We start from the raw sequence: 16,465 nt of genomic DNA, 5'->3' as shown, positions 1-16,465 counted from the left end.
CGGTGTCGGCCTCACCCTCGGTGCACCTCCAGCGCCGCCCGCACCGCGCTCTCCACCGCCCCCTCGATCCACGACGGCTTGACCGAGGTGTGGTCGCCCGCGAAGTGCAGCGGGCCCTCGGGGGAGCGGATCGCGGCCAGCAGTTCCGTGTGCTGGCCGGGGAGCAGGACCGACGCCTCGCCGTAGGCGTACGGGTCCCGCAGCCAGCTCTGGGTGCGGCCGGCGCCCGTGTAGAAGACCTCGACACGCTGGCCGTAGACCTGCTGGAGACCCCGCAGGGCGTGCGGGTAGCGGGCGTCGTCGTCGAGGGAGTCCCAGCGGGAGGCGTCGTCGGCCCAGCTGTAGGAGGCGAGGACGACCCCGCCCCGGCTGCCCTCGACCGGATGGGACGGGTTGATCATGAAGCGGTTGGCGTTGTCGGAGACGGAGCCCCCGCCGACGATGTGCGCCGCCTCAGGCTGGTCGCGGCCCACCCACCGGTTGGCGGCGTAGTGCACCCGCTGCCCCGCCGTGATGTGCCCCGGCGGCACGGACGGGTGCACCCCGAGCAGACTTCCGTCCGCCGGTGCCTTTCCCGCCCGGTACTCGTCGTACAGCCCCGCCCGTACGGCGTCCAGCTCCCGCTTCCAGTCGGCCTCCGTGAACTCCCACCACCGCCGGCTGAACTCCAGCAGCACTTTGGTCGCGCTGTCGTAGTGCAGCTCGGCGACGGCCCGCCGCTTCTTGTACGACATCAGCGGGCTGACCTGGACCTGGCGCAGCCCCGAGAACGGCACGGTGACGATCGCGACGTCACCCGTGAACTGCTCGCGCACCACCGTGCCGTCGCGGCCCTCGGACACGGTGTCGATCCATACGTGCGGACCGTCCGCCCGGACGTGCGGGGTACCGTCGGTGCCGGTCCGGCCCGGCGTCCAGTACTCGATGCGTGTCGCACGCCGGTCGAGGCGCAGCACGTCGGACACTTCCCGCAGCAGCGCGTCCGGCAGGGTCGCCGTACCGCCGACCAGCTCCCAGAACGCGGTGTCCGGGTTGATCAGCGACGCGCTGATGAAGCTGTGGATGAAGGAGAGCGGCAGCCGTGAGGTGAGGTTCTCCAAGGTGCCGATCAGATCGATGGTCCGCTCGTCGAGGCCGGCCTCCTCGGTGAGGAAGCGGTACATCGACCAGTCGCCGTACCGCTGGACGACCCGGGCCCAGCCCCGGACCCGCTCGGGCATCGGCTTGTCGACACGCTTGCCGTCGGGGCCGGCCGTGCTGAACTCGTCGCGGACCGGGTCGAGGGCCTGACGCAGGATCGTCGAGGAGGGCGTGTCCCAGAACCTCCGCGGCACTCCGAAGGACCGGTTGATCCTGCGGGGAGACTTCGCGTAGGCGGAACGGCGCATCCGCACGCCGTTGACGTGCAGCCAGGCGTTGTTGACCGGCTTGCCCTGGCCGTCGACGTCGACGAGGTGGAAGCGGCGCCGTTCCACGTCGAGCTGGTCGATCAGGCTCATCACCAGCGGATGGCTGCCGGGGATGCGCATGGCGCCCGCCTCCGCGTACTGGCGGGCGTCGGCGAAGGCCTGGGGCGCGTTCTCGTGTCCGCCGGTGCGGAAGGTCTTGACGCGGCCGCCGACGCGGTTGCCGTTGGCCTCGACGAGCGTGACGTGGTGCCCGGCCCGCTTCAGCAGCCAGGCGGCCACCAGTCCGGCGGGGCCCGCGCCGATGACGAGCACCTTCCTCGCGGTCTTCGTCCCGGCGCGGGGCAGCCCGCCGCCGAGGATCTTCTGATAGCCGGGGACCAGCGGCCTGTCCTGCGCGTCGACGACCAGCAGGGCGCGTGCGACCGCCAGACAGGTGGCCCAGTCGGCGGTGGGCTTCGGCGGGGCCTGCGGTAAGGCCGGAGCGGCGGTCGCGCCGGGGGCCGCGGCCAGCAGGGCCGCGGTGGCCGTACCGGCGCTGGCCGTGAAGTGTCTGCGGGACAGGGAGCGGGGTTCGTCGCGGGTGTGGAGATTGTCCATGTGCCCTGGATACGGGCGGACGCGGGGCCGCAGGGCGATCCGAGGTGATCACCACCTGAACGTGGCAGCGCCACGGCGCGAACCCGCGCCCGGCCGTGCCTCGGGACGGACCGCGCGCAACGCCACGCTCCCGTGCGACCGAAAGGACCCCCGGTACGGGTTTGGCCGGTGCGCGGGCCCTCAGGTCAGCCGGCGTGCAACTGGTACACGTTGAACGCCCGCCGGATCACCGGCTGGGCCACGTTTCGCACCCGGACCCCGCCCGCCGTCATCCCGTGCTCGGTGCCCATGTGGGCGTGGCCGTGGACGGAGAGGTCGGCGCCGGCCGTGTCGATCGCCTCGGCCAGCAGATAGCTGCCGAGGAAGGGGTAGATCTCCAGCGGCTCACCGGCGAGGGTGTCGGCGACGGGGGAGAAGTGGGTGAGCGCGACCCGCACGTCGCAGCCCTCCCGGCCGAGGTCCTCCAGCGCGCCGTGCAGCGCGTCCGCGCTGCGCCGGGTGTACCGGACGAACTCCTTCATCAGCGGCTCGCCGAACTCCCCGGCGCTGCGGCCGACGAACCCGCCGCAGAAGCCCTTGGTGCCGGCGACGCCGACGCGCGCCCCCGCGCACTCGACGACGGTCCCCTCACCCTCGAGGACCGTCACGCCCGCCTCCTGGAGGATGCCGGTGACCTTCTCGGGCTGCTCGTCGTGGTGGTCGTGGTTGCCGAGCACCGCGACCACCGGCACCGGCAGACCACGCACCTCCTGGGCCACCACCCGCGCCTCCTCGGGCGTACCGTGTCGGGTCAGATCGCCCGCCAGCAGCAGCAGGTCGGCACACTCGCCCAGGGTGTCGAAGGCGGGCCGCAGCAGGCCCTGGCTGTCGGAGCCCATGTGAATGTCCCCGACGGCGGCGACGCGGATCATGGCAGGTCCTCCGCATGGTCGGGCGAGGCGGTCTCGGCCACCACCACGTCGGTGTGCACGGCGAGCCCCGCCAACTCCTCGTGAACGGTCCGCAGCAGCGTCTCGCGGCACTCCTCGGAGGGCACCGTGCCGGTCACCACGACCGACCCGGCCCGCACTTCGGCGCGCACACCCAGCTCGGCCAGCTCCTCGGCGGCGAGCCGGTCGTGCAGATGCGCGACGCGGTACTCGATGTTCCCGGCGGTCCCGGCGGTCCCGGCGGTCCCGGCGGTCCCGGCGGTCCCGGCGGTCCCGGCGGTCCCGGGGGGCCGCCGGGCGCTGTCCGCGCCGCTGCCGGACGGCTCGGCGAAAGGCCTCATCGTCGGTCCTCCTCCGGCCTCGGCGCGATGACGTCCAGTCGCTCCAGGAAATAGAAGAACGCGTCGGGCATCGGCTCGTCGCCGCAGGCACGGCGCACCCGGTCCCAGTCGATCTTCTCCCGGAGCGTGCGGGCGATCGGCAGGACCGCCCCGAAGTCGCAGTGGTGTTCGGAGAAGGCGGCGATCCGGCTGTGCACCAGGTCCGTAGGCGACAGGACCGGCATCATGACCGAATCGACGGAGAGCCGCTCGGCCCGTTCCAGGAGTTCCGTGCCGACCGGCTGACGGGCCAGCTCGAAGATGAGGTCGACCTGCTGGCCGAGGCAGTCCGCCTTCAGCAGCCAGTCCTCCGGGGGCTCGTACACCGTGAGTCCCTCCTTGCGCAGGGTCTCGGCGACGGCTTCCGCGTCTTCGGGACGGATGGCGAAGTCGACGTCGTGCTGGAGGTTCTGCGTGCAGCCGTGGGCGTACACGGCCACGCTGCCCGCCAGGGCGAACAGGTGGCCCTCGCGCTTGAGGATCGAACCGACCTGCTTGGCGGCCTGGAGGATCGCCTGGTTGCGGTCGAGCGGCAGCTCGTTCGCGGGTACGTCGTTGGGCGGGCCGAGATCCGGGATTCCCGCCGCCAGCCGCAGTTCCGCGACGCCCGCGGGCTGATCCAGAGCGTCGTCGTCCGCGTGCTGCGTCATTACTGCCCCCTTTCCTGGACGGTCCGTCGCCCGCCGCGCCCGGCGTGCCGCGTCCCGACCGTGACGTCGAAATCTTCGGGTACCCGGCGTGACGTCGTCGACACGAGCGTCCGATGGGCGCCCTCGGGCGGCCGGCCCGCCCCCTCAGATCCGGTGCCCCTGTCCCGTGAGCCAGCGGTGCACGGCCTCCTTGTCGGCCGGGGTGATGCGGACCGGCCCGTCGACGCGCGGGCCCTCGTCCTCGTTGAAGCCGGTGTCGGTGACCCTGGCCGTGACCCAGGTGGCGAGGTCCTCGGCGGCGTGGGCCGACAGCGAACCCCCCTCCCACCCGATCCGGGCCTCGCGGGCCGCGGCCGGATCGTGCCGCTCGGTCTCCGCCAGCCACGCCGGGACCAGCCGCTCCACGGTGTCGCGCTCCTCCGGCGGGGAGGCTCGCCGCGCACCCTCGCCGTTCGTGTCGTTCGTGTCGTTCATAGGGGACGGGTGCCCCTGAACGCCACGTCCTGCGCCCGTCTTGCCCCTTTCGTGTCCCTGACGCACGCTGGACGCATGGGTGCGCAGGGAGGCCCGACGCTGATCACCTCTGTCCAGCGAGCCTTCCGCCTGCTGGAGGCGGTGGGCGCGCACGAGAACGGCGCCCCGGCGAAGCAACTGGCCCGCGAGACGGGTCTGCCCCTGGCCACCGCCTATCACCTGCTCCGCACGCTGGTCCACGACGGATACGTGCTCAAGCTGGAGGACGGCGGCTTCGTCCTGGGGGACAAGGTGCAGACGCTGCGTTCGACGGGGCGCGGGCAGGCCCTGCTCAGCCGGGTGCGTCCCACACTCGCCGCTCTGCGGGACGAACTGGCGACCGCCGCCTACCTCACCTTCTACGAGGACGGCGAGATCCGGATCGCCGAGATCGTCGACAGCCCCCGAACACCCCGCGCCGACCTCTGGGTGGGATTCGAGGACGCGGGACACGCCACCGCGCTCGGCAAGTCCGTGCTGCGCGAGCTGGACGGCGAGGCCCGTCGCGACTACCTCTCCCGCCATCACCTCTCCGACCTCACCCCACGGACGATCACGAGTTCGCCCGAGCTGCTGCGGCGCCTGGACTCCGCGCCGATGGCACCGGCCGTCACGGACCTGGAGGAGTACACCCTCGGCACGGTCTGTGTCGCCGTGCCCGTCTACAGCGGGGACATACTCGGCTCGCTCGGGGTGTCCCTGCCGGCGGACCGGTTGTCCCGGCTGGGGGAGATCCGGGAGCGGCTCATCCCGACCGCGAACCGGGTGACCAGGGGCCTGTCGCTCACTATCTGAAAATCCTCTCCTTGTGACACGCGCACCGAACCCGTATTCCTGGATGGAACAGGCGTTTCAGGGGCGATCCCCCTACACAGATGAGGACTGCGGACACACATGAGTCAGGCCCGAGACCGTCGTGACGGCCACCGGACCGTGCGGCCCCGCCAGAAGCGGGTGCGCGTCCCCGGGGGGCCGGCGGTCAGGCGGGCCGCCGCGCCGCTGGCCGCCGGGGCTGCCGTCCTGCCCGTGCTGCTCGTGACCGTCGTCGTACTGGCCGTGGACCTCGCCGGTGTCGACGGCGTGACCTGGCTGCCGCTTCTCGCGGTCGGGCCGGCGCTGGCCGCCACCACCAACGGCCCGCGCGGTGTGCTGTGCGTCGGGATGCTGGCCGCGGCGCTCGGTGTCGTCCACGGCATGCGGCACGGTGCACCGGGCCGGGAACTGGCCGCCGTACTCTCCGTCCTGGTGGCCGTCACCCTGGCGAGCGGCCTGGCCAGCGTGCTGCGCGGACGCCGAGAACGGGTCCTCGCAGCCGTCCGCTCGGTCGCCGAGACCGCCCAGCACGCGCTGCTGGTGCCGGTGCCGCCGACGGTCGGTCCGTTCCAGGTCGCCGTCCGCTACAGCGCCGCCGCGGCCGAGGCCCGCATCGGCGGCGACCTCTACGCCCTGGTGTCCACCCCGTACGGCGTCCGCCTGATCGTGGGCGACGTGCGGGGCAAGGGACTGCCGGCCGTCGGCACCGCTGCGCTGGTGGTCGGCGTCTTCCGGGAGGCCGCCCACGACGAACCGGACCTCCTCGCGGTCGTCGACCGGATCGAACGCAGCCTCGCGCGCAATCTCGGCGCCGACGACTTCGTCACCGCCGTGATCGCCGGACACCCGCGCCCCGGCCATCTCGAAGTGGTGAACTGCGGTCACGCGCCCCCGCTGCTGGTCCGCGCGTCCGGAGGAGGGGTCGTCCCGGTGAATCCCCCACGTCCGGCCCCGCCGCTGGGCCTGCGCGCCCTCACGGACCAGACCCCTGACCTCCATGTGCTGCCGTTCGCCGACGGCGACCAGCTGCTGCTCTACACCGACGGGGTCACCGAGGCCCGCGACCGCGACCGGGAGTTCTACCCCCTCCAGAGCGGGCTGGTGCGCACGCTGACCGACGAACCGGCGCGCACCCTCACGGCGCTGCACGACGACCTGCTGGCCCATGTGGGGGGCCACCTGCACGACGACGCGGCGCTGATCCTGATCCGCAAACCGCTGTCGCCCGAGCCGGCTCCCGTGCCCGCGCCCGGCGGTGAGACCCCGGTCGCGCGGGTGGCGGACTGAGACCGGCGGCCCTCCGCGGATCGTGGAGGGCCGCCGGTCCCAGGAGCGCGGGGGCGGCCGGGTTTCACCGACCGGTTCCGACCCGGCCCCTGACGGGCCATCGGACCCGACGAAGCACCCACCGGTCCCTGATGGAGCACGGACCCTTGACGGAGCGTCGCCCAGCCCCCGGGCCGCACAAGCGCAGGACGCCGCCCGTCGGGCGCACATCGACGGCGACCCCGGTGAAGCCGGCCCGGTTCCCCGCGACGGGTGCCCTGACCGGCGCCGCGTCGTCGCCTGGTCACGGTCCTCGCCGCCGGTCACCGTTCTCGCGGCCGGGACCGGGCCGGCGGTGAGCGGCTCGGTTCGCCGGGGGCTAGCCGAAGGAGCGCAGCCGCAGGCTGTTGGTGACGACGAAGACCGACGAGAAGGCCATCGCGGCGCCGGCGATCATCGGGTTGAGCATCCCGAAGGCCGCGAGCGGCAGGGCGGCGATGTTGTAGCCGAAGGCCCAGACGAGGTTGCCCTTGATGGTGGCGAGGGTCTTGCGGGAGAGGCGGATCGCGTCCGCCGCGACCCGCAGATCACCGCTCACCAGGGTCAGGTCGCCCGCCTCGATCGCCGCGTCCGTGCCGGTGCCCATGGCCAGACCGAGGTCGGCGGTGGCGAGGGCGGCCGCGTCGTTGACGCCGTCGCCGACCATGGCGACCGTACGGCCCTCCGCCTGGAGCCGCTTCACGACGTCCACCTTGTCCTGCGGCAGCACCTCGGCGACGACCTCGTCGATGCCGACGGCTCGGGCGACCGACTCGGCGACCCGCCGGTTGTCCCCCGTCAGCAGGACCGGCTCGAGCCCCAGCCCGCGCAACTCGGCCACCGCCTCGGCGCTGGTCTCCTTGACCGCGTCCGCGACGGTCAGGACACCACGCGCCTCGCCGTCCCAGGCAACGGCGACCGCCGTACGCCCCTCGGCCTCCGCGGCGGCCTTCGCGTCGGCCAGTGCGCCGGGCAGTTCGACGGCCCACTCCCTGAGGAGCTGTTCGCGGCCGACGAGCACGGCGCGTCCGTCGACGACGCCCTGGACGCCGACACCGGCGACGTTCTCGAAGTTCTCGGGAACCGGCAGGCTTCCCGCCCGGTCCACCGCGCCGGCCGCGATCGCCCGTGCGACGGGGTGCTCGGAGGCGTGTTCCAACGCGCCCGCCAGTCGCAGCAGTTCGCCTTCGTCCACGCCCGGTGCGGTGAACACGTCATGGAGCCGCATCCGGCCGGTCGTGACGGTGCCGGTCTTGTCGAGGACGATCGTGTCCACGCGCCGGGTGGACTCCAGTACCTCGGGACCCTTGATCAGGATGCCGAGCTGGGCGCCGCGTCCCGTGCCGACCATGAGGGCGGTCGGCGTCGCGAGGCCGAGGGCGCACGGGCAGGCGATGATCAGGACGGCCACGGCGGCGGTGAAGGCGGCGGTCGCGTCACCCGTGAGGCCGAGCCAGGCCCCCAGGGTGACGGCGGCGATCAGCAGGACCGCCGGGACGAAGACACCGGAGATCCGGTCGGCGAGGCGTTGCACCTCGGCCTTGCCGTTCTGGGCGTCCTCGACGAGCCTCGCCATCCGCGCGAGCTGGGTGTCCGCGCCGACCCGGGCGGCCTCGACGACGAGCCGGCCGCCTGCGTTCACCGTCGCCCCGGTCACGGTGTCACCGACGCCCACGTCCACCGGTACGGATTCGCCGGTCAGCATGGAGGCGTCGACCGCGGACGTCCCCTCGACCACGGTGCCGTCGGTCGCGATCTTCTCGCCGGGACGTACGACGAAGCGGTCGCCCGCGGCCAACTCGGCCACCGGGACGCGCACTTCGGTGCCGCCCCGCAGTACGGAGACGTCCCTCGCACCCAGCTCCAGCAGCGCCCTCAGTGCCGCACCGGCCTTGCGCTTGGACCTGGCCTCGAGGTATCGCCCGGTGAGGATGAACGTCGTCACGCCGGCCGCGGCCTCCAGGTAGACGGAGGACGAACCGTCGGAGCGGGCGATGGCGAACTCGAAGCCGTGCCGCATGCCCGGCATGCCGGCGTCCCCGAAGAACAGTGCCCACAGCGACCAGCCGAGGGCGGCGAGCGTGCCGATCGACACCAGCGTGTCCATGGTCGCCGCACCGTGCCGGGCGTTCGTCCAGGCGGCACGGTGGAAGGGGAACGCACCCCAGATCACGACCGGAGCGGCCAGTGTCAGCGACAGCCACTGCCAGTTGTCGAACTGGAGGGCCGGGACCATCGCCGTCAGCACCACCGGCACCGTGAGAGCGAGCGAGACCAACAGACGCTGCCGCAGGGCGAGCGACTCGTGGTCCGCGGCGGACGCGGTCCTCCGAGGCTCGCGGTCACCGCCCGGGGGAGTGGGCGGGGGCGGCTCCGCGGCCGTGTAGCCGGTCTTCTCGACAGTGGTGATGAGGTCGGCGACCTCGATCCCGTCGGGGTAGGAGATCCGCGCCTTCTCGGTGGCGTAGTTGACGGTCGCCGTGACGCCGTCCATCCGGTTGAGCTTCTTCTCGATGCGGGCCGCGCAGGAGGCGCAGGTCATGCCGCCGATGGACAGTTCGACCTGGGACCCGGGCGTGGGCGCCCGGTCGGGAAGCGTCTTCTCGGGAGCCGTGCTGGTCATGGAGGTACTCCTGGGGAAGGCCGGGACATGCGGCGTCCGTATCAGCGGAGCGGCACGCCCCGGCGGGGGGAATGCGCGTGGTCCGGGGCCGGACGGCCCCGGACGGGCTCACGCGCTGCCGACCAGTTCGTAACCCGCCTCGTCGACGGCGGCGCGGACGGCGGTCTCGTCGAGCGGGGCGGTGGAGGAGACGGTGACCTCGCCGGTCCCGGCGACCGCCGTGACCGCGGTGACGCCGTCGAGTGCGGAGATCTCCTGTGAGACCGCGCCCTCGCAGTGTCCGCAGGTCATGCCGGACACCTTGTAGACGGTGGTCACCGCGGCCCCCTGGGCGTCGGCCGCGGAACCGGAGTGGCACGAGCCGTCGGTGGAGCAGCAGGAGTCGGCGTTCTTGAGGTCGGTCATGGTTCCTCCTCGGCTGTCGGTGCGTGGGCCGCTGCCGGAGGAGTTTGATCCACTCCTCCCGACGGGCTCGACTATATACCCCAGGGGGGTATCCCGGAAGTCGGGAGCGGCCCATGGGTGCGAGGCGGGCAGGACAGGGCTCGGCAACGGCCGGGCGGTCAGTGGCGGAGGGGCGGGTCGGATCCCCGTCCCGGACTGTCTCGCCGGCGCCGGTGATCAGCCGCGGTCACCGGCGTGAGGCGCTGCGTGTCGGCGCGGCCCGCCCGACCCACCCCGGCGGACCCGGTTGCTGCGGCGCTCCGGGTGCGCTGCGACACCCTGTCCTATGCGGTGCCGGGACCGTCGAGGAAACCGAGCAGCACGGCGGCCTCCGAGCGGAGCCGCGCGGCTCGGTCAGCGTGCGCGGGGGAAGTCAACCGCGCGGCGACCTCCAGTCGCTCGGCGGCCTCGGCGCGCACCACTTCCACTACCTCGCACTCCCTCAACTCACGCCGCGCCGCTTCGGTGACGCCGACACCGACCGGCAGCTGCTCGAGGGCCAGGCCGCGCAGCTCGGCTTCGTCCACGGGCACCGCCTCGGCGTTGTCCAGCGCGGCCAGCGTTGCGCGCAGGGCACTCACCGCGGCCTTGTCACGGGCGCGCATCGCTTCCGGCAGGGCTTGGCGCATACGAAGACGTAAAGACATGCCGGAGACCCTATGGCGGCGCCCCCGACCCCACAACGCGATAAAGGTCCGGCACTCGGAGCCTTCGGCCTGCCGGGCGCGCATCGGGAGCCACGAGCGCATCGGCCCGAGCGTTCACGATGTCGGCCCCCCCTGCCGCGGAGCATCCCCCGTCGGGGACGTGTGGCCGGGCGGTGCCCTGTGGGCGGTGAGGGTGCCTGCGCGCCCTCGCCTTTTGTGTTCATCTGTGGATGGCGGGCCTCAGTCGAGGACCACTTCTGGTTGTTCTGACCGGTGACGTCGTCGCTGGTGCGCCACAGGTCGTCGTAGCCGGTCGCCCAGTTCCAGGGCAGTCCGGTGCCCCACTCGCAGAAGGACAGCACGAGCTTGCGGCCGGTGACGGGGCGTCAGGTACTGACCGGCGGTGGCGCGTCAGTGGACGATGGAGAAGGTCGCGTCCTCACGGTCGGTGGCGGTGGCGATCGGGTCGATGCGCAGGACGTAGTCCGAGTGCCTGAGGTAGCGGGTCGGGAAGTTGTGGGAACGGAAGGAGGTCCAGGCGGAGTCGGCCAGGCCGGCCTCCTTGTGGAAGGTGGCGTCCTGGGCGAACGCGCTGGTCCCGTCGTTGGCGTCCAGCCTCAGTCGGTAGCTGTAGTGCCGCAGGTAGCGGGTCGGCTGGGTGACGGACTGGAAGGACACTCCGGAGCTGTCGGCGAGACCGGGCACGATCTTCCACTGAGAGTCGGTGTACGGGTCGAAGGGGTACGCGTCGATGCGGCCGACGTAGTCGGCGTGCCGGACGTAACGGCCCGGGAAGTTGTACGACTTGAGCCTGTTCCAGGCCGGGGCGCCCCACTTGGCGACCATGTCGTCGTACACGGTCGAGGTGATCGGCTGGATGCCGCAGTGCTTGGAGTTGAGAGGCTGGGTGTAGAGACGCTGGTCGAGCGCGCTCCAGGTGCCGGCCGCGAGGTTGCCGCTCTGCCAGGCGTAGAAGACGCCGTTGGGGGTGTAGGTGTCGCCCCACAGGTACCAGGTGCTGGAGGTGAGGGACTTGACCAGGGTCGGGGCCTCGGTGCCGCCGTGCGAGACGGCGGTGCTGAACGGCGTGAAGCTGCCGGGGTTCAGGGAGGTGGACTTGGCGCCGACGAGGGTCCCGTTCTTCTTGAAGTAAAGGTAGTTGACGCCGTTCACGCCCACGGCCACGTCGCCGTCGATCACGTCGTAACCGGGGTCGAAGAAGACCTGGGGGGCCGAGGCCGTGACGAAGTCGGTCGTGTAGTTGACCATGATGACGTTGTGGCCGCTGCTGTTGACGGCGGAGTAGATGAGCGCGTACTGGCCGCGGCCCGCGTCCCAGAACGCCTCGGGCGCCCAGCTGTGGGTGTTCATGTCGTGCAGCTTCAGCCGGTGGTAACCGGTGAAGGTGCGCAGGTCTGCGGAGTTCCAGATGTGGACGTACTGGCTGACGTAGTTCCAGTCGGTGCCCTTGAGGTCGGTGGCGAGCACGACGAAGGTGCCGTCCTGCTTGCGCAGGATGAACGGGTCGCGCAGTCCGAGCGAGCCCTCGGTGGGGGTGACCACGGGGTTGTTCTGGTTCAGCGGCATCCACTGCAGGCCGTCCCGGCTGACGGCCAGGTGCAGGCCGTAGTTGGCCTCCAGCATGGTCGTGGACTCGGTGAAGTAGGCCATGACGTACGCCGAGTCCGCGGCGTGGGCGGCGCCCGCCCCGACGGTCAGGTTGGCGGTCATCGCGGCCAGGGGGACGCCGGCGGTCATGCCGAGGAACCGCCGACGGGACGGCCGGGAGTCAGATCGGGCACGTGAGTTCATCTGCTCTCCAAGGTGACGTGCGGGGGCAGGCGAGGAGCGTTCGTCCGATATAGCGGACGAAGTTCGGTGGCTCGGTCAGAAGCTAGGGGTGGGGCGGCGACGGGTCAATGGTTCTGTCGTGTCACGTTGGACTTCGTGTGACCGTGCCGGGTGGCCGCTCCGTCAGGACCGCTCGTCCGCCGTTCGGCCGCGGGGAGGGCACGAGCGGCCTGGAGTGCGCCGCCACGCCCATGGAAGGGCCATCAACCCCCGGCCGGCTCCGACCCTGGGCCGTGGCGCTGACCTGCTGGGGACGCCCACGGCCCACCGACCGGACCAGGACGTGGGGCCCCGTACGAACTGCGGGGCCCACGTCGTCACACCGATGGACCGGCGGCACGTCCAGCGCGGATGGACATCCCGGCGAGCGTCCTCGCGCACGACGTGGCCGTCTTCCGGGTGGCCGACGGCGGCCCGCTCGCCGCCTCCTCCGGGCCGGCCGGAGGGGGAACGGGACATCCGGATATGCGGGAGCCGCAGCCCTCTTTCGATCGGCGATCGCCGATCGCCGACGCCAACCGCTGACCGCCGACCGCTGACGCCGACCGCCGATCGTTGACGCCGCCCGGCGGCCGCCGACCGCCGAGGACGCGGCCGAGCCCGCCGCGGGCGATGATCCGGCGAGTGGCCTCCGAATCGTCACGGCGGCCCGGCGGGTTTGGTGACGGTGACCCTGTTCCGCGTTCGGCCGGTCGGCATCGGCGGTGTCGGTGACCCTGGCGGCCTCGGTGGCGTCGCGGGCCCCGGCGGTGGTGGAACAGTCACGCCCGGCCCGGCCAACGGTCATCTCGCAGGACCCGCGAAGAGGACAGCACTGGCAGGACCGCGAAGAGGACACCAGGGGAGCGGGAGGTCAGTCGTCGATCGCTCGTGTCGGGTCATCGGTCAGACTGGTGGCCAGCCACTGCTCGACGGCCGCGATGTGGACGGTCGCCGCGGAGGCGGCGAGCAGGGCGTCGTGCGATTGCAGCGCGCTGAGGATCTGCTCGTGGTCCTCGTGGGCGCTGTTCAGGGCGTGACTGGTCTGGCTGCCGCGGACGATGCGGACCCGCTGGGTGCGGGTGGAGAGTACTTGCAGCAGCATCGACAGCACGGGGTTGCCGACCGCTTCGACGATCCTGAGGTGGAAGGCGATGTCGTGGGCGACGAACTCCTCGACGGTGGCGGCGGCCCGGGACCGGTCGAGGATGTCGCGCAGTTCCCGGAGGTCCTCCTGCTTCAGCAGCGCGGCGGCCAGCCCCGTCGCCTGCGGCTCGAGCAGGCGTCGTACCTGGAGCAACTGTAGGGCCGTCTGGCCCTGGGAGACGTCGGCGGCGAAGGAGAGGCTCTCCAGCAGCAGATGGGGCTCCAGACTGGAGACGTACGTGCCGTCGCCCTGCCGGGTGATCAGGATGCGCATGGCGGTCAGCGCCCGCACGGCCTCGCGCAGCGAACTCCGGGACAGGCCGAGCTGTCCGGCGAGGATCTCCTCCTTGGGCAGGCGTGAGCCGGGCGCGAGTTCGCCGTCGACGATCATCGCCTTGATCTTGTCGATCGCGTCGTCCGTGAGTGCCACGAGGTGCCTCTCTGCGTCAGGGATGTGCCGGGCGGCGGCTCCGCCGGGACCTGACCCGGGGCCGGCGGAGCCGCCTGCGGGGCGCGGTTATTCCTGCTTCTCGCCGGAGGCGAAGCGAGAGATGATCAGGGCGACGATGATGATAGCGCCGTTGAGGAACTGGTTCCACAGCGGAGGTACGCCTGCCAGCGTCATGACGTTCACGACCAGCTGAAGGGTGAGGACGCCGGTCAGGGCACCGAACACGGAGCCCTTGCCGCCGTTGAGGCTGACCCCGCCGATGACGGTCGCGGCGAAGACCTGGAAGATCCAGCCGCTGCCCTGGGTGGCGGAGATGGAACCGTAGTGGCCGCTGTAGAGGATGCCGGCGAACGCGGCGAGAACGCTGCCGAGGATGAGGACGATCCACACGATGCGGTCGACCCGGATGCCCGCGGTACGGGCCGCCTCCGCGTTGCCACCGATCGCGTACAGCGCCCGGCCGTGCCGGAGCCAGGCCAGCGCACTCCCTCCGACGGCGAAGAGCAGCGCGCACACCCAGATGGCGGCGGGTACGCCCAGCCAGGACTCCTTGCCCAGGTAGGTGAAGGAGGAGGGCAACTCGACGATGGACTGGCCCTCGGAGAGGGCGACCTGGAGGCCGCGGAGCATGGTGAGGGCGCCGAGGGTGACGATGAACCCGTTGAGGCGCAGCTTGAGGATGAGGAAGCCGTTGACGGCGCCGATCAGCGCGCCGACCAGCAGACAGAGCGGAACCGCCGTCCACTCGGGAAAGAGGCCGAGCCCGTTGAACCGGCCGCCGCTGGTGGGCAGGACGAGCCACACGGCGATGACGGGGGCCACGCCGATGGTGGACTCGAGGGAGAGGTCCATCCGCCCGGCGATCAGGATGAAGGTCGTGGCGAGCACCAGCAGGCTGAGTTCGGTGGACTGCTGGGCCACGCCGATCAGATTGTCGGCGGTGAGGAAGGCGGGCGAGACGATGAACCCGATGAGGCCCAGGACGAGGATCGCCGGGACCAGGGACAGTTCACGGAAGCGCCCGAGGACGACCCGGCGGCGCGCGGCGTCCGCGGCGTTCGGCTCAGCCGTGCTCACGGTGGGCTCGGTGAGATCGGTGGTGGCGGACATGACTACCTTCCGTGCTCGTCTGCGCCGGATGAGGCGGATGGGGGGAACGTGCCGGCGCGGGCCGTGTCGCCGGCGACACCTTCGATCGCGGCGACGAGGGCCTCGTCCTTCCAGCCGCGGTCGAACTCGGCGACCACGCGCCCGTGGAACATGACGACGACCCGGTCGCAGACCTTCAGGTCGTCCAGTTCGTCGGAGACGATCAGCGCCGCCTTGCCGCCGTCCGCGATCTGGCGGATGCGGCCCAGGAGGAACTCCTTGGACTTGACGTCCACCCCGTTGGTGGGGCGGATGGCCACCAGAACATGAGGGTCGGTGGCCAGGGCCCGGGCGACGACCACCTTCTGCTGGTTGCCGCCGGAGAGCGCGGAGACGGGAGTGGCGGCTCCCGGGGTCTTGATGTCGAGGTCCCGGATCATGCGCCCCGCGAACGCCTTGGTACGTGCCGGGAGCACCGTGCCGAAGGGGCCGAGCTGGTCGGTGACGGTGAGCGTCGCGTTCTCCGCCACGCTGCGGTTGCTGACCAGGCCCTGGAGATGACGGTCCTCGGGGACCAGACCGATTCCGGCGGCGAGCGCGGACGGCACACTGCCGGTGCGCACGGTCGCGTCGCCGACCGTGATCCGGCCGTCCTTGGCACGGTGCAGACCGGCGATCGCCTCACCCACCTGCACGTTGCCGCTGGCGGTTGCTCCGGCGAGTCCGACGACCTCGCCGGAGCGGACCGAGAGGGAGATGTCCTCGCAGACGCCGGGCAGTGTCAGGCTGTCGATGGCCAGCAGTTCCGTGGAGTCGGACCGGGAGGCCACGGGCCCGCCGACGGCGGTGGTGACCATGGAGGCGGACTCGCCGGTCATGGCCTCCACCAGCGCCTGGTGGCGGAGTTCGGCGACAGGCGCGGTGAGCACGTGGCTCGCGTCGCGGTACACCGTGACGGTGGTGCACAGGTCGTAGACCTCTTGCAGGTGGTGGGAGATGAAGAGGAAAGCGACACCCTGGCGCTGGAGGTCGCGAAGCTTGTCGAACAGCCGGACGATGCCGCGGGCGTCGAGTTTCGCTGTCGGCTCGTCGAGGATGATGAAGCGTGCGCCGAACGACAGGGCGCGTGCGATCTCCACGAACTGCCGCTGCTCGACGGTGAGGTCCTTGGCCCGCGCGGTGGGGTCGACGGCCACCCCGTACTCGCCGAGCAGTTCCTCGGCACGCCGGCGCAGTCGCTTCCAGCGGATGGGCTGCGCCGCCCCCGCACTCTGCCGGTTCAGGAAGAGGTTCTCGGCGACGGTCAGGTCACCGATGATGGTGGAGCGCTGGTAGACGCAGGCGACGCGGGAGCGCCAGGCGTCGATGTCGCCGAAGGCGGGCGCGGGCTCGCCGGAGAAGCGCAGGGTCCCGGCGTCCGGTTGCTGGAGGCCGGTGAGGAGGGACACGAGTGTCGACTTGCCGGCGCCGTTGCGTCCGACCAGGGCGTGAGACTCGCCCGGAGTGACGGTGATGTGGGCGTCACGCAGCGCGACGGTCGCGCCGAATCGTTTGCTGATGCCGGTCGCCTCGGCCACCGGGGCCGGAGTGCCGGGGCCGGTCGCCGGGGCGGTCGCGGTCTCCGCCATGGTGGATACCG

At 71.8% G+C, this 16,465-nt stretch carries 14 protein-coding genes; 2 read left to right on the top strand and 12 right to left on the bottom strand.

Annotated features, from left to right (window positions below; genetic code table 11):
- Nucleotides 1-11 precede the first annotated feature (11 nt).
- From ACZ5Y0_RS11280 to ACZ5Y0_RS11260, 5 genes are all read right to left on the bottom strand, one after another.
- Nucleotides 12-2,006 (bottom strand): flavin monoamine oxidase family protein, encoded by a 1,995-nt coding sequence (locus tag ACZ5Y0_RS11280; RefSeq protein ID WP_469128374.1) that lies wholly within the window; start codon nt 2,004-2,006, stop codon nt 12-14.
- 185 nt (nt 2,007-2,191) lie between these two features.
- Nucleotides 2,192-2,917, bottom strand: a complete 726-nt coding sequence (locus ACZ5Y0_RS11275) for a metallophosphoesterase family protein (protein WP_469128373.1) — start codon at nt 2,915-2,917, stop codon at nt 2,192-2,194.
- Complete coding sequence (locus ACZ5Y0_RS11270) at nt 2,914-3,276, bottom strand: BON domain-containing protein (RefSeq protein ID WP_469128372.1); 363 nt, start codon at nt 3,274-3,276, stop codon at nt 2,914-2,916. Before ACZ5Y0_RS11270 ends, ACZ5Y0_RS11275 begins: the two co-directional genes overlap by 4 nt.
- Complete coding sequence (locus ACZ5Y0_RS11265; protein ID WP_469128371.1) at nt 3,273-3,965, bottom strand: nucleotidyltransferase family protein; 693 nt, start codon at nt 3,963-3,965, stop codon at nt 3,273-3,275. The genes ACZ5Y0_RS11270 and ACZ5Y0_RS11265 overlap by 4 nt, the downstream gene beginning before the upstream one ends.
- Nucleotides 3,966-4,109: 144 nt before the next feature.
- A complete protein-coding gene (locus tag ACZ5Y0_RS11260) occupies nt 4,110-4,439 on the bottom strand; it encodes a hypothetical protein (protein ID WP_469128370.1) in 330 nt (109 codons plus the stop codon).
- A 75-nt stretch (nt 4,440-4,514) separates the two neighbouring features.
- Between ACZ5Y0_RS11260 and ACZ5Y0_RS11255 the strand changes: the two genes are divergently transcribed.
- Nucleotides 4,515-5,273, top strand: a complete 759-nt coding sequence (locus tag ACZ5Y0_RS11255; RefSeq protein WP_469128369.1) for an IclR family transcriptional regulator — start codon at nt 4,515-4,517, stop codon at nt 5,271-5,273.
- A 99-nt stretch (nt 5,274-5,372) separates the two neighbouring features.
- The gene (locus ACZ5Y0_RS11250) at nt 5,373-6,578 is read left to right on the top strand and encodes a PP2C family protein-serine/threonine phosphatase (RefSeq protein WP_469128368.1); all 1,206 of its coding nucleotides are present in this window, start codon (nt 5,373-5,375) and stop codon (nt 6,576-6,578) included.
- Between the two features lie 358 nt (nt 6,579-6,936).
- Here ACZ5Y0_RS11250 and ACZ5Y0_RS11245 read toward each other — a convergent pair whose 3' ends face one another.
- The 7 genes from ACZ5Y0_RS11245 to ACZ5Y0_RS11215 all read right to left on the bottom strand — a co-directional run bounded on the left by ACZ5Y0_RS11245 (nt 6,937) and on the right by ACZ5Y0_RS11215 (nt 16,454).
- Nucleotides 6,937-9,219 (bottom strand): heavy metal translocating P-type ATPase, encoded by a 2,283-nt coding sequence (locus ACZ5Y0_RS11245; RefSeq protein WP_469128367.1) that lies wholly within the window; start codon nt 9,217-9,219, stop codon nt 6,937-6,939.
- 108 nt (nt 9,220-9,327) lie between these two features.
- A complete protein-coding gene (locus ACZ5Y0_RS11240; protein ID WP_469128366.1) occupies nt 9,328-9,624 on the bottom strand; it encodes a heavy-metal-associated domain-containing protein in 297 nt (98 codons plus the stop codon).
- Between the two features lie 323 nt (nt 9,625-9,947).
- On the bottom strand, nt 9,948-10,268 hold the full coding sequence (locus tag ACZ5Y0_RS11235; protein ID WP_469128482.1) for a GatB/YqeY domain-containing protein: 321 nt from the start codon (nt 10,266-10,268) through the stop codon (nt 9,948-9,950).
- Nucleotides 10,269-10,721: 453 nt separating this feature from the next.
- Entirely contained in the window at nt 10,722-12,122 is a 1,401-nt protein-coding gene (locus ACZ5Y0_RS11230; protein WP_469128365.1) for a glycoside hydrolase family 43 protein, read from the bottom strand.
- An 892-nt stretch (nt 12,123-13,014) separates the two neighbouring features.
- Nucleotides 13,015-13,716 (bottom strand): FadR/GntR family transcriptional regulator, encoded by a 702-nt coding sequence (locus tag ACZ5Y0_RS11225; RefSeq protein ID WP_469128364.1) that lies wholly within the window; start codon nt 13,714-13,716, stop codon nt 13,015-13,017.
- 87 nt (nt 13,717-13,803) lie between these two features.
- A complete protein-coding gene (locus ACZ5Y0_RS11220) occupies nt 13,804-14,847 on the bottom strand; it encodes an ABC transporter permease (protein WP_469128363.1) in 1,044 nt (347 codons plus the stop codon).
- Between the two features lie 2 nt (nt 14,848-14,849).
- Nucleotides 14,850-16,454: a sugar ABC transporter ATP-binding protein gene (locus ACZ5Y0_RS11215; protein WP_469128362.1), complete on the bottom strand. Its 1,605-nt coding sequence runs from the start codon at nt 16,452-16,454 to the stop codon at nt 14,850-14,852.
- Nucleotides 16,455-16,465 lie beyond the last annotated feature (11 nt).

It is taken from the genome of Streptomyces sp. NPDC033216 (assembly GCF_055577115.1).
The sequence above is the reverse complement of the archived record's forward strand: the minus strand, read 5'-3'. Positions and strand labels throughout refer to the sequence as shown.

What these genes read in the sequence shown, in the direction of transcription:
- ACZ5Y0_RS11280 (WP_469128374.1), bottom strand. Translation starts at nt 2,006, where the DNA reads ATGGACAATCTCCACACCCGCGACGAACCCCGCTCCCTGTCCCGCAGA.
- ACZ5Y0_RS11245 (WP_469128367.1), bottom strand. Translation starts at nt 9,219, where the DNA reads ATGACCAGCACGGCTCCCGAGAAGACGCTTCCCGACCGGGCGCCCACG.
- ACZ5Y0_RS11220 (WP_469128363.1), bottom strand. Translation starts at nt 14,847, where the DNA reads ATGTCCGCCACCACCGATCTCACCGAGCCCACCGTGAGCACGGCTGAG.
- ACZ5Y0_RS11270 (WP_469128372.1), bottom strand. Translation starts at nt 3,276, where the DNA reads ATGAGGCCTTTCGCCGAGCCGTCCGGCAGCGGCGCGGACAGCGCCCGG.
- ACZ5Y0_RS11215 (WP_469128362.1), bottom strand. Translation starts at nt 16,454, where the DNA reads ATGGCGGAGACCGCGACCGCCCCGGCGACCGGCCCCGGCACTCCGGCC.
- ACZ5Y0_RS11265 (WP_469128371.1), bottom strand. Translation starts at nt 3,965, where the DNA reads ATGACGCAGCACGCGGACGACGACGCTCTGGATCAGCCCGCGGGCGTC.
- ACZ5Y0_RS11275 (WP_469128373.1), bottom strand. Translation starts at nt 2,917, where the DNA reads ATGATCCGCGTCGCCGCCGTCGGGGACATTCACATGGGCTCCGACAGC.
- ACZ5Y0_RS11260 (WP_469128370.1), bottom strand. Translation starts at nt 4,439, where the DNA reads ATGAACGACACGAACGACACGAACGGCGAGGGTGCGCGGCGAGCCTCC.
- ACZ5Y0_RS11250 (WP_469128368.1), top strand. Translation starts at nt 5,373, where the DNA reads ATGAGTCAGGCCCGAGACCGTCGTGACGGCCACCGGACCGTGCGGCCC.
- ACZ5Y0_RS11240 (WP_469128366.1), bottom strand. Translation starts at nt 9,624, where the DNA reads ATGACCGACCTCAAGAACGCCGACTCCTGCTGCTCCACCGACGGCTCG.
- ACZ5Y0_RS11230 (WP_469128365.1), bottom strand. Translation starts at nt 12,122, where the DNA reads ATGAACTCACGTGCCCGATCTGACTCCCGGCCGTCCCGTCGGCGGTTC.
- ACZ5Y0_RS11255 (WP_469128369.1), top strand. Translation starts at nt 4,515, where the DNA reads ATGGGTGCGCAGGGAGGCCCGACGCTGATCACCTCTGTCCAGCGAGCC.
- ACZ5Y0_RS11235 (WP_469128482.1), bottom strand. Translation starts at nt 10,268, where the DNA reads ATGCGCGCCCGTGACAAGGCCGCGGTGAGTGCCCTGCGCGCAACGCTG.